Origin of the sequence: Micromonospora globosa, from assembly GCF_000717585.1 — a bacterium.
Lineage (GTDB): Bacteria > Actinomycetota > Actinomycetes > Mycobacteriales > Micromonosporaceae > Micromonospora > Micromonospora aurantiaca.
Map to the genome: position 1 here is coordinate 199129 of NZ_JNZR01000002.1, position 12741 is coordinate 211869.

Genomic DNA, 12741 nt, shown 5'->3' on the forward strand with positions numbered 1-12741 from the left:
GCTGGCCGCCGGCGAGTTCGGGGCGGTGCTCGGCGAGCTGCACGCCGCGTACGCCACGTTCAACGCCGAGCTGTTCACCCACTGTCACCCCGACGTGGACCGGCTGCGGCGCGCGTACGCGGCCGACCTGGGCCCGGGACGGCTGCGCCCGCTCTACCCGGTCGACTTCCCCCGCGTCGGCGGGCGGCTGTCCGCGTCCCTGCACGGGCCGGACGACCACCGGCTCGCGTTCGCCGACGCGCCCGGCGCGCCGCGCGACCGGCTCGTGCCGGCGAACGCGGCGATCGTGTCCGAGGTGGACGGGGTCCTGGTGGCGACCGGCCCGGACGGCACGCGCTGGCCACTCGTCGAGGTGTTCTCCGACCTGATCGCGGTGCACGCCGGTGACGCGTTCAAGCTGATGACCGACCGCCCGCACAGCCCCCGGGTGACAGTCGACCGGCTGGTGCTGGCCCGGGAGACCTGGCGCACCACTGTCGGGGCGACCGGCCTGGCCGACGCCGTCGACCAGGCGCGGCGCTACCTCGCGGTACGCCGCTGGCGGGCCACGCTGGGCCTGCCGGAACGGGTCTTCGTCCGGGTGGCCACCGAACTCAAGCCCACCTACGTGGACCTGACCAGCCCGCTCTACGCCAACCGGCTCTGCCTGCTGCTGCGCGCCGCCCGGCGGGCCGGCGGCGACGACGTGGCGGTGACCGTGTCGGAGCTGCTGCCGGCGCTCGGGCAGGCGTGGCTGCCCGACCGCGCGGGCCGCCGCTACGTGAGCGAACTGCGCCTGCACATCAGCGATTCGGCCGAGCCGGAGGTCATGGCGTGAACGAGACAGTGGAGCCGATCGCGATCGTCGGGCTCAGCCTGCGCGTGCCGGGGGCGGCGTCGGCGGAGGAGTTCTGGCGCAACCTGGTCGTCGGCGCCGAGTCGCTCACCCGGTTCACCCGCGCGGAGCTGCTGGCCCGGGGCGTCCCGGCGGAGCAGCTCGACGACCCGGCGTACGTGCCGGTGGCCGCCGTGCTCGACGGCGTGGACCGGTTCGACGCGGAGCTGTTCGGAATGAGCCCCCGCGACGCGGAGCTGACCGACCCGCAGCAGCGGCTGTTCCTGGAACACGCGCACGCCGCGCTCACCGACGCGGGCTGCGACCCGGCCCGCTACGACGGCGAGATCGGCGTGTACGCGGGCGGCAACGCCGACCTGTACCAGTGGCTGAACGTCCGGCGGAACCCGCGGGCGCTCGCGGACGCCGGTGAGCTGCGCGTGTCGCTCGGCAACAAGCCGGACTACCTGGCCAGCACCGTCGCGTTCCGGCTCGGCCTGCGCGGGCCGGCGATGACGGTGCAGACCGCCTGCTCGTCGTCGCTCGTCGCGGTGCACCTGGCCGCCGAGGCGCTGCGCAGCGGCGAGTGCGACACGGCGCTCGCCGGCGGCGTGTGCGTGGAACTGCCGCACGGCGTCGGGTACGTCGCCGACGAGGGCTACACCTCCGCCGACGGGCACTGCCGCCCGTTCGACGCGGACGCCGACGGCACCGTCTACGGCAGCGGCGTCGGCGTGGTCGTGCTCAAGCGGCTCTCCGACGCGCTCGCCGACGGCGACGACATCAGGGCGCTGGTCATCGGCAACGCGGTGAACAACGACGGCTCGGCCAAGGCGAGCTTCACCGCGCCGAGCGTCACCGGTCAGGTGGAGGTGGTCACGCAGGCGCTCGCGGTGGCCGGCGTCGCCCCGCGTTCGGTGGGGTACGTCGAGGCGCACGGCACCGGCACCGTCCTCGGCGACTCGATCGAGCTGGCGGCGCTGAGCACGGCGTACGGGCGGCGCACCGCCGAGCGCGGCTGGTGCGGCGTCGGTTCCACGAAGGCCAACATCGGTCACCTCAGCGCGGCCGGCGGCGTGATCGGCCTGATCAAGACCGTGCTGTCGATGCGGCACCGGCTCATCCCGCCCACAGTCAACCACGACCGGCCGCACCCGGACATCGACATCGAGGCGAGCCCGTTCTACGTGGTGTCCACGCTGACCAAGTGGGAGCCCGAGGACCAGCGACCGCTGCGGGCCGGCGTCAGCTCGCTCGGCCTCGGCGGCACCAACGCGCACCTGGTGCTCCAGGAGGCGCCGCCGCGCGTACCCCCGGAGCCGGATCACGGCGGCGGCGAGCTGCTCCAGGTGTCCGCCGCGACCCCCGACGCGCTGGCCGCTGCCTGTGCCCGGCTGGCCGAGCGGCTCACCGGCGCGCCCGATGTGGAGCTGCGCGACGTGGCGTACACGCTGCGGGAGGGCCGGCCGGCGCACCGGCACCGGGCCGCCGTCGTCGCCGTGGATCGGGGCCGGGCGGCAGCGGCGCTCACCGACCCGAAACGCCGCGCCACCGGGGACGCCGCCGCGCCGCCCCGGGTGGGCCTGCTCCTGCCCGGCCAGGGCGCGCAGCACCCCGGCATGGGCGCGCACCTGGCCGCTACCGAGCCGGTGTTCGCCGCCGCCGTGGACGAGTGCGCCGCGATCCTCGGCTGGGACGCGAACGGGATGATCTTCGACGCCGGACCCGGTGCGGACGAACGGCTGGCCGGACCGGCGGTGGCGCAGCCCGCGCTGTTCGCCGTCGAGTACGCGCTGGCGACGCTGTGGCGGCACTGGGGCGTCACGCCCGCCGCGATGATCGGCCACTCCGTCGGCGAACTGGTCGCCGCGACCGTGGCCGGGGTGTTCGACCTGCCGGACGCGCTGCGGCTCGCCGCCGCCCGGGGCCGCCTCGTGCAGGCCGCGCCGGAGGGCCGGATGCTCGCCGTGCAGCGCGGCGCCGACGAGATCGCGGCGCTGCTGCCCGACGGTGTCGCGGTGGCGATCAGCAACGGCCCGCACACCTGCGTGGTGGGCGGCGCGCCGGAACCGGTCGCCGCCGCCGAGGTCCTCCTGCGCGAGCGCGGCATCGGCTGCACGCCGCTGCGGTCGCCGTACGCGATGCACGTGCCGCTGCTGGCGGCGGTGCGCGACGAGTTCGCGGCGCTCGTGGCGGCGGTGCCGCGCCGGGCGCCGGACCTGCCGGTGTTCTCGGCCGCGACCGCCGCGCCGTTCACCGACGAGCAGATCACCGACCCGGCGTACTGGGCCGACCAGCTCTGCCGGCCGGTGCGGTTCGGCACCACAGTGGCCGCGCTCGCCGCGACCGGCGCCGCCGACGACTGGCTGCTGCTGGAGTGCGGTCCCGGCCGGCAACTCGCCGGTCTGGCCCGGCTCAGCCTGCCGGCGGGAGCCCGGGCGCCGCTGCGCACGCTGCCCGCGCCGGGGGAGCGGCTGACCGACAGGCAGACCGCGTACGAGGCGGCCGGTCGCCTGTGGACGGCCGGGGTGCCGGTGCGGCTACCCGCCTCCGGCACGCCGCGCCGGGTGCCGCTGCCCGGCTACCCGTACCAGCGCGCCCGGTACTGGATCGACCCGGAACCGGTGGCCGCGCCCGCCGAACCGGCCACCGACGAGCGGTACGACGACGGCGTGGCCGAGGTGCCGGTCTGGCGCCAACTGCCCGACCTCGCGCCCGTCGAGGCGCCCGGGCCGCTGCTGCTGTTCGCCGCCGGGGAGCGCGGCACGGCGCTCGCGGACCGGCTGCGCGAGCGCGGCGCGGACGTCACAGCGGTACGTCCCGGACCGGCCTTCGCGGTCCGCCCGGACGGCTACCGGCTGCGCCCGGCCAACGTCGCCGACCACCAGCGCCTGCTCGACGAGTGCGCCGACGACGGCCGGGCCGCCCGGATCGTGCACGCGTGGGCGCTCGACGGCGACCCGGCCGGCCCGGACGCCGACGCCGTGACGGCGGCCCAGGAACACGGGTACCTCGCGCTGCTGACCCTGCTGGAGGCGCTGCCGGCCGTTGACGTGACGCTGGACGTGGTGACCGCCGGGACGGCCGACGTGACCGGCTCCGACCTGCTGCGCCCGGAACACGCCACAGTCGCCGGGGTGGTGCGCTCGGTGCCGCTGGAACGTCAGGGACTGCGCTGCCACTGGGTGGACGCCGACCCGGCCGAGCCGGGCGCGGACGCGCTGGCGGACGAGCTGCTCGGCGCCGAGCGGGCCGAGGCGGTCGCGCTGCGGCTGGGCGGGCGCCGCTGGACGCGCGGGTTCGCGGCGGCACCGGCGCGCCGGCGTGCCGGGCCGGCAGTGCGCGACGGCGGGCGCTACCTGATCACCGGCGGACTGGGCCGGATCGGCGGGGCGTTCGCCGCCGAACTGGCCCGCCGGGGCGCGCGGCTGGTGCTGGTCGGCCGGACCGCCCGGCCGGACCTGGTCGAGGCGCTGGAACGGGCCGGGGCGCAGGTCCGCCACGTGCGCGCCGACGTGACAGACGTGGACGCGCTGCGGGCGGTACGCGCCGACATCGAGGACGACCTCGGCGGACTCGACGGCATCGTGCACGCCGCGCGGCTGCCCGACACCGGGCTGTCCACCGGGTCGCGGCCGGCCGAGGCGACAGCCGAACTGCTGCCGAAGGTCACCGGCACGCTGGCGCTGCGCGCGGTCTTCGGCGATATGCCGCTCGACTTCGTGCTGCTCAGCTCCTCGGTGACCGCGCTCGCCGGTGGCCTGGGCCGCGCCGACGACACGGCCGCCAACGCGTACCTCGACGCGTACGCGCGCAGCCCGCACGGCTGGCGGTCGCCGGTGCTGTCGGTGGCCTGGGGCGCGTGGCGGGAGGAGGGCGTACCCGACCACGACGGGCTGGCCCCGGACGCGGCGGTGCGCGCGGCGTGCCGGGTCCTCGCCGAGGGACGGACCGGCTCGGTGGCGATCGGCGCCTACACGGTGGAGGCGGTCGCCGGGCACGAGCGGCGGCTCGCCGCGACCACGGCGGCCACCGCCTCGACGGTGACCGCCGCCGACGGCGACCTGCAGGACACCGTCGCCCGGATCTGGCGTGACGTGCTGGGCGTGACCGAGGTCGGCCCGCACGACGACTTCTTCCGGCTCGGCGGCACCTCGCTCGTGGCCGCCCAGCTGGTGCTGCGCATCCGGCAGGCGGTGGGCGCCCGGCTGTCCATGCGGGTGCTGTTCGACGCGCCCACCGTCGCGGCGATGGCCGCCCGGATCGAGTCGCTGCGCGCCGCCCCGCCGGCCGAGGCACCCATCCCGCGCCTGCGCCGACCGGGACGGCCGGGATGACCGAGTCACGCCACGACGTCACGCCGGTGGACGACGTCTACACCGTTCCCGCCTCGTACGCCCAGGAGCGGGTCTGGTTCACCGCCCAGCTCAGCCCCGGGCAACCGCTGTTCACGATGACCGACGCGGTCACCCTGCCGGCGGGCACCGGGCCGGAGCAGGCGCTCGCCGCGCTGCGGACGGTCACCGACCGGCACGAGGCCATGCGCACCACGCTGCGCCTGCACGACGGACGGCTCTACCAGGACATCCACCCCACGGTCCCGGTGGAGTTGCCGGTCACCGACCTGTCCGCGCTGCCCGGGCCGGAGCGGGACGCCGCCCGCGCCCGGATCGTCGCCGAGTACGCCCGCCTCGACCTGCCGATGGACGCGGCCCCGCTGTGGCGGGCCCGGCTGCTGCGGCTCGACCCGGACACCTGGTGGCTGCTGTTCGCCGGGCACCACGTCATCCTCGACGGCACGTCCCTGCTGCACCTGCGCGCCGAGCTGACCGAGCTGTGCGCCGCCGCCGTCGCGGGCCGCGCGCCGGACCTGCCCGAACTGCCGATCCAGTACGCCGACTACGCGGCCTGGGAACGCGACCGCCTCGACGGGCCCCGGTGGGACGAGCTGCGCGACCACTGGCGGGAGGCGCTGACCGGCCTGCCCGCCGTGCACGCGCTGACCACCGACCGGCCGCGCCCGGCGACGCTCACGTTCGACGGCGCCGACGTCCGCCGGACGCTGCCCGGGCCCGTGACGGCGGCGCTGCCGGAGCTGTCCCAGCAGGCCGCCGCGACCCCGTTCATGGTGCAGCTGGCCGCCTACGTGGCGCTGCTGCACCGGCTGTCCGGAAGCGACGACGTGGTGGTCGGCATGCCGGTGGCCGGCCGGGACCGGGCCGAGCTGGAACCGCTGCTCGGCATGTTCATGAACATGCTGGTGCTGCGCGTCGACGTGTCGGGCGATCCACCGTTCCTGACGCTCGTGCGCCGGGTCCGCCGGGTCGTGCTCGACGCCTGGGACCACCAGGACATGCCGTTCCAGAAGCTCGTCGAGGAGCTGGCGGTACGACGCGACCCGGGCGTACCGCCGCTCTACCAGCTCACGTTCCACCACCTGCCTACCGGCCGGGGTGAGGCGTTCGGCGGCGCCATGGACGACCTGTCGCTGGAGATCGCCGGGGACGAGCTGCGGCTGGAGTACCGCACCGCGCTGTTCGAGCGCGCCGCGATGGAGGCGTTCGCGGACCGCTACCTGCTGCTGTTCGCCGCGGCCGTGGCCGCGCCCCGGACCCGGGTCAGCGCGCTGCCGGTCATGCCGGACGCCGAGCACGCCGCGGTCGTGACCGGCTGGAACGCCACCGCCGCCCCGGTGCGCCGGACCACGCTGGCGGAGCTGTTCGACGCCCAGGCCCGCCGTACGCCGGACGCGGTCGCGCTGGTCGACGGCGATACCCGGATGACGTACGCCCAGCTGTCCGACGCCGCCGAGCAGGTGGCGTCGCGGCTGGTCGCGCACGGCGTGGGACCGGAGTCGGTGGTCGCGATCCACGAGCCCCGCTCCCGCCGCCTGATCGCCGGGCTGCTCGGCATCCACCGGGCCGGTGCGGCGTACCTGCCGCTGGACCCGGACCACCCGCCGCAGCGGCTGGCCTTCATGCTCGCCGACGCCGGCGCCGGGGTGCTGCTGGCCGACGAGCTGCCCGACGGGCTGACCGTCCCGGGCACAGTGCTGCCGCTGACCGCGCCGGACCGGCCGCGCACCGCCGGGGGCACTGCCGCCGGACCGGGGAACGCGGCGTACGTGATCTACACGTCGGGCTCCGCCGGGCGGCCGAAGGGCGTGGTCAACGAGCACGCCGCGATCGTCAACCGGCTCGACTGGATGCAGGACGCCTTCGGGCTCGGACCGGACGACGCGGTACTGCACAAGACGCCGATCGGGTTCGACGTGTCGGTGTGGGAGGTGTTCTGGCCGCTGCTCGTGGGCGCGCGGCTGGTGCTGGCCGCGCCGGGCGGGCACCGCGACCCGGCGTACCTGCGGGAGCTGATCGAACGGGAGCGGATCACCACGGTCCACTTCGTGCCGTCGATGCTCGACGCGTTCCTGTCCGCCGCCGGCCCGGCCGACCCGGCCCGCTGCGGGTCGCTGCGGCGGATCGTGTGCAGCGGCGAGGAACTGCCCGCCGACCTGGCCCGCCGCGCCGTGACCGCGATCCCGTCCGCGGCGCTGCACAACCTGTACGGACCCACCGAGGCGGCGATCGACGTCACCGCCTGGGCGGCCACGCCCGACGCGCTGACCGGCGTGACCCGGGTGCCGATCGGCGGGCCGATCCGCAACGTCCGCACCTACGTGCTCGACGAGGCGATGCGCCCGGTCCCGGCCGGCGTGGCCGGGCAGCTGCACCTCGGCGGCGTGCAGGTGGCCCGCGGCTACCTGAACCGCCCCGGACTCACCGCCGCCTCGTTCGTCCCCGACCCGTTCGGCGAGCCCGGCGGCCGGCTGTACGCCACCGGCGACCTGGCCCGCTGGCGTACCGACGGGACGCTGGAGTTCCTCGGCCGCATCGACGACCAGGTGAAACTGCGGGGCCTGCGGATCGAGCTGGGGGAGATCGCCGCGGTGCTGCGCGAACAGCCGGGCGTCGGCTCCGCGGCCGTCGTCGTGCGCGGCGCCACGCCCGCCGAGCAGCGTCTCGTGGCGTACCTGACGGGCGAGGCCCCGGACCCGGCGGAGCTGCGGGCGGCGCTGAAGCGGCGGCTGCCCGAGTACATGGTGCCGTCGGCGTTCGTCACGCTCGACGCGCTGCCGCTGTCCGCGAACGGCAAACTCGACACCGCCGCGCTGCCCGCACCCTCGTCCAGCGTCGCCCCCGCGCAGCGCCGTCCCCCGGTGACCCCGGTCGAGCAGACCGTCGCCGCCACCTGGCGCGACGTCCTCGGCGTGCCCGAGGTCGGCCTGGACGACGACTTCTTCGAGCTGGGCGGTCACTCGCTGCTGGCGATCCGGATGCTGGCGCTGCTGCGCGAGGCGTACGGGCAGGTCGACGTCGGCGTGATGGACGTGTTCGCGCACCCGACGGTGCAGGGGCTGGCCGCGCTGATCGACGCCCCGGCGGAGGGCGAGCGGCAGCGTCCGCTGCTGTACGAGCTGACCCGGCCGGTCCCGGCGGACCAGCGGGTGCGCTCGTACGTGTGCGTGCCGTACGGCGGCGGGCTCGCCAGCATCTACCAGCCGCTCGCGGACGCGCTGCCGGCCGGGCACACGCTGTTCTCCGTGGCGATCCCCGGCCACGACGTCGGCGTCCGCGACACCGAGCTGCCCTTCGACGAACTGGTCGAGCGGTGCGTGACCGAGATCCAGGAGCGGGTGGACGGCCCGCTGGTCCTGTACGGCCACTGCGTCGGCGGCGCGCTGCTGACCGGCATCGCCCGGCGGCTGCACGAGCGGGGACGCCCGATCGAGGCGATCTACGCCGGTGGCGTGTTCCCCACCGCCCGGCCGGACAACATGCTCGGCCGGCTCGTCGACTGGGCCGACTCCCGGGGCGCGGACCGGCGGTACGAGACGTTCCTGCGCTCGATCGGCGCGGAACTGGCCGACCTGGACCAGGCGCAGGTCGACCGGTTCGTGCACCACGTACGCCGGGAGGCCGCCGAGGCGCAGGAGCGGTTCACCGAGTGGCTGGACGGCGAGCCGGTCCGGGTGCCCGCACCGGTGATCTCCGTCGTCGGTACCCACGACGTGCTCACCGAGTACTACGAGGAGCGGTACCGCGAGTGGAGCTTCCTCGGCGAGTCCACAGCGCTCGTGGTGCTGGACGAGGCCGGGCACTACTTCGTCAAGCAGCGGGCCGAGGCGCTCGCCGAGGTGCTCACCCGTACCCATCCCCGGCTCGCCGAGCCGTCCGCCGCGCCGCGACAGCTCGCCGGTAACGGCTGGGCACTGGCGGCCACCAGCACCGATCCGGTCACCGCCGAGACCGGCGTGCAACCGGGCGTACGCCGGTTCCTGGCCATCACCGCCAGCCAGCTCATCTCGTCGACCGGCTCGGCGCTGACCCAGTGGGCGGTGCCGGTCTGGGTCTACCTGGAGACCGGGTCGATGCTGTGGTTCGGCCTGTCCGGGGTGATCGCCTACCTGCCGGCGCTGCTGGCGCTGCCGGTCGCCGGCGCGGTCGCGGACCGGTTCGACAGGCGCCGCGTGCTGCTGGCCGCGTGCGCGACGGCGGTGACAGCGGAGGCGCTGCTGGCGCTGCTGCTCTGGACCGACCGGCTGGGACTGGCGGCCGTCTACACGCTCGTGTGCGTGCTCGGCGCGGCGTCGGTGTTCCAACGCATCACCTACCTGGCCGCGATCCCGCAAGTGGTGCCGAAACGCTACCTGGGGCACGCCAACGGCATCGCGCAGCTCGCGGTCGGGCTCAGCTCGCTCGCGGTGCCGCTGCTGGCGGCGGGCCTGCTCGCCGCGATCGGCCTGGCCGGCGTCCTGGTCATCGACATCGTCAGCTACGTGGTGGCGATCGGTGTGCTGGCCGCGGTGCGGTTCCCCGACCTGCTCGGCCGGCGCCGCAAGGAGCCGTTCCTGGCCGAGCTGATCGGCGGGGCGCGGATGACGTGGGCCGAGCCGGGCTTCCGGGCCATGCTGGGCTTCTTCTCGCTCTACAACCTGTGCCTGGCGAGCCTTCTGCTGGTGCCGCCGATGGTGCTCGCGTTCGGCACGATGGGCCAGGTCGGCACCGTGGCGTTCGCCGAGGCGCTCGGCGCCGTCCTCGGTGGACTCGCCATCGCGGTGTGGGGCGGCCCGACCCGGCGCCGGATGCCCGCGCTGATCGCCATCGCGTTCGGCGTGGCGGTCAGCCTGGTGCTCAGCGGCGTTCGCCCGAGCCTGCTGCTGGTGGCGCTCGGCAGCTTCGGCGTGGGACTGGGCCTGGGCCTGCACAACGGCATCTACCTGTCGATCATCCAGGTGAAGGTGCCGCAGCGGTTCCACGGCCGGGTGCTGGCGATCATCCAGACGCTGACCTGGGCGACGCTGCCGCTGGGCTTCGCCGTGCTGGTGCCGCTGAGCGGGTCGCTGCTGGAACCGATGTTCGCCCCCGGCGGCGCGCTGGCCGGCAGCGTCGGCGCGTTGATCGGAACCGGCCCCGGCCGTGGACTCGGGTTCGCGTTCGTGGTGTCCGGGCTGGCCCTGGCCGTGGTGGCGCTCGGCGCCTACGGCGTACGCCGGTTGCGCCTGTTCGACACCGAGACCCCCGACGCGCCGGCGGACGCCACCGAGTGGCTACCGCACCTGCGCCGGGTCGACGATCTGTAGCCGCAGTTCCGAGGCGTACGCCCGGCCGGACCCGTCGGTCAGCCAGGCGTCGTCCGGGCCGGGCAGCAGCTCGGTGACTGTGAGTCCGACCCCGTCGCCGCCCTTGGTGTGCGCGCCGCGCAGCAGCGTGCACAGCAGCCGGGTGTAGACGCCGCTGGTCAGGTCCACATAGCTGGGTTTGAGTTCGGTGTCGACCCGCACGAAGATCCGCTCGGGCAGGCCGAGCGCGAGCCGCCAGCGCCGTACCGCGAGGTAGCGTTCCCGCTCGCCCTTGACCGTGTGCAGGCCGGTCTCGCCCACAGTGGTGCGCCACGTCTCGCGGACCAGCACCAGGTCGTCGACTGTGACGCGCGGCGTGCGCCCGGCGTTGCCGGCCAGCTTCCACGTGTCGAACACCTGGTAGTCGAACAGCGGCGCGAACACCTCCAGCAGCGGCCACCGCCGCCCGTCGTCGGCGTGCGCGGTCAGCGTGCCGTCGTCGTCCGGCCGCACGGTCAGGGTGGTGATCGGCACGAGGCGGTCCGGGTCGGCGCCGGGAGCGTCGACGAACCCGAGCTGTGCGTCGCCGGGCCCGTGCAGCCACTCCGCGATCCGGGCGGTGTGCCGGGGCCAGTCCACCGGCGGCAGCAGCCGGACCCGGCCGCCGGGCAGGTCGGCGCGCATCCCGTCGCGCAGCCGCTGCGGGTCCGGGTGCCCGTACGCGAAGAAGTGCGTGTCGAACGCGGCCAGGGCCACGTGCAGCTCGCCGAGCACGACTGTGAAGTCCCCGCGCAGCAGCGCCGCCTCGTCCGGGGCGCACACGTGCACGTCCGGGCTGTGGATGCGGGCGGCGGCCCAGCCGGGCGCGTCGGCGGGGAACGCGACGGCGACCCGCTCGGTCAGCGCGGCGGCGTCGAACCGCAGCTCCCGGGCGTCGGAGTCGGCGTCGGCCAGGCCGAGCACCGTCGCCCACCGGTCCAGGAACTCGGCGGTGACGGCGGCGGCGGGCGGATCCGCCCCGAACACCACCGCCTGCGCCAGGAACCACAGGTCGGCCACCGGCACGTCGTCGGTGGCCGACTCCGCCGCGAGGTCGCGGTACAGGGCGGCCAGCGCGTCGGCGTACGCCTGCCCGATCGCCGCGGTCAGCCACCGCGCCGACAGCAGCAGCGGTTCCAGCGGCGCGAGCCGTTCCAGCAGCGCGTCACCGAAGCGGACGTCCAGGTCGCGGACCGTCTCCAGGTGGCACAGCGTGCGCCCGGCGTACACCTCGCCGGGCTGCTGCCGCGCGGCCCGGCCGGTCAGCTCCACGAACCGCCGGTCCAACGCGGACATCGCCGCGGCCAGCGCGTCCGGGCCGTCGGCGGCGGCCACCGCGTCGCGCAGGTCGCTCACCGTCGCGAGGTCGCCGAGCACCCGCTCGCGGACCGTGTCGTCGCCGATCGCGGCGAGCTGCTCGCGCAACGCGTCCTCGGCGGTGAGGTCGACCGGCAGGTCGAAGCCGATCCGCAGCACGCCGCGCCCGGCCAGGTCGTCGAGCTGCGCGTGCACGTCAGCGGCCCGGCGGAAGCCGCTCGCCGGGTCCGCGAGCAGCGCGGCGACCAGGTCGGTTACGCGCGGTCCGCGCCGCGCCAGCGCGAGCAGCACGGCGGTCGCCGCCGGGAGCGTCTGCGGTGGATGGTGCGGATGCCGCAGCACGCGGTCGCGCAGGCTCAGGTGCGGGGCGAGCCGCACCGGCAGCCAGTCCCGCACGCCGGGCACGCGGGCGAAGGCCTCCGCGAGCGCGTCCAGGCCCCACCGCTCCAGGAACACCTTCCGGGTACGCGTCAGCGCCGCGCCGGGACGCACCGTCGCGACCGGACCGCTGCCGCCCAGCTCGGTCCAGCAGATCGGGCCGAAGAAGCCCACAGTGTCGTTCTTCAGGCAGTACCGCTGCCAGTACTTCGCGACGACCTCCTCCCGGTGCCGCCGGCGCAGGTTGCGCGGGGCGTGCGGGCCGTCGCGCCGGATCGCGTCGACGGCGAGCAGGACCGCCGGGTTCTGCCAGGTCAGCGCCGTACGGAAGGCGTCGTCGCAGGCGATGTCGTAGACCGCCTGCCCGAGGTCGGCCGCGGCGGCGTCGAACGCCGCAGCGAACTCCGCGGCGTCGCCGTCCCCGCGCAGGTGCCGGTCGGCCGCCTCCGCGAGCGCCGGAGCGGCGAACCGGCTCATCCCGTCGGCCGGAAAACCGGCCGACCGGAGCAACGCGGAACGCCATACGTGCCAACGGGTTCCGGGCAGGGACGTGAGATGCTCTCGGGGCATGGGG

At 75.7% G+C, this 12741-nt stretch carries 4 protein-coding genes (1 of these 4 only partly in view); 3 read left to right on the top strand and 1 reads right to left on the bottom strand.

Annotation, left to right across the window (positions count from 1 at the left end; translation table 11 throughout):
- The 3 genes in view from IF06_RS0103370 to IF06_RS0103380 are tightly spaced (each overlapping or abutting the next) and all read left to right on the top strand, a layout consistent with a single transcriptional unit that may run on beyond the window.
- Positions 1-817, top strand: the final stretch of a protein-coding gene (locus tag IF06_RS0103370; protein ID WP_030268910.1) for a lantibiotic dehydratase. Its footprint begins 1499 nt before the window's first position; 817 of the gene's 2316 nt are visible here — the last part of the coding sequence; its start codon lies off the left edge, out of view; the stop codon is at positions 815-817.
- Complete coding sequence (locus IF06_RS0103375) at positions 814-5151, top strand: SDR family NAD(P)-dependent oxidoreductase (RefSeq protein ID WP_030268912.1); 4338 nt, start codon at positions 814-816, stop codon at positions 5149-5151. The genes IF06_RS0103370 and IF06_RS0103375 overlap by 4 nt, the downstream gene beginning before the upstream one ends.
- Entirely contained in the window at positions 5148-10454 is a 5307-nt protein-coding gene (locus IF06_RS0103380) for a non-ribosomal peptide synthetase/MFS transporter (protein WP_030268915.1), read from the top strand. Before IF06_RS0103375 ends, IF06_RS0103380 begins: the two co-directional genes overlap by 4 nt.
- Here IF06_RS0103380 and IF06_RS0103385 read toward each other — a convergent pair.
- The gene (locus IF06_RS0103385; protein ID WP_030268917.1) at positions 10422-12737 is read right to left on the bottom strand and encodes a lantibiotic dehydratase; all 2316 of its coding nucleotides are present in this window, start codon (positions 12735-12737) and stop codon (positions 10422-10424) included. The two genes, IF06_RS0103380 and IF06_RS0103385, sit on opposite strands and share 33 nt — an antisense overlap.
- Positions 12738-12741 lie beyond the last annotated feature (4 nt).

Bases quoted from the DNA above. Each gene is read 5' to 3' on its own strand.
- IF06_RS0103380 (WP_030268915.1), top strand. From the start codon at position 5,148: ATGACCGAGTCACGCCACGACGTCACGCCGGTGGACGACGTCTACACC.
- IF06_RS0103385 (WP_030268917.1), bottom strand. From the start codon at position 12,737: ATGCCCCGAGAGCATCTCACGTCCCTGCCCGGAACCCGTTGGCACGTA.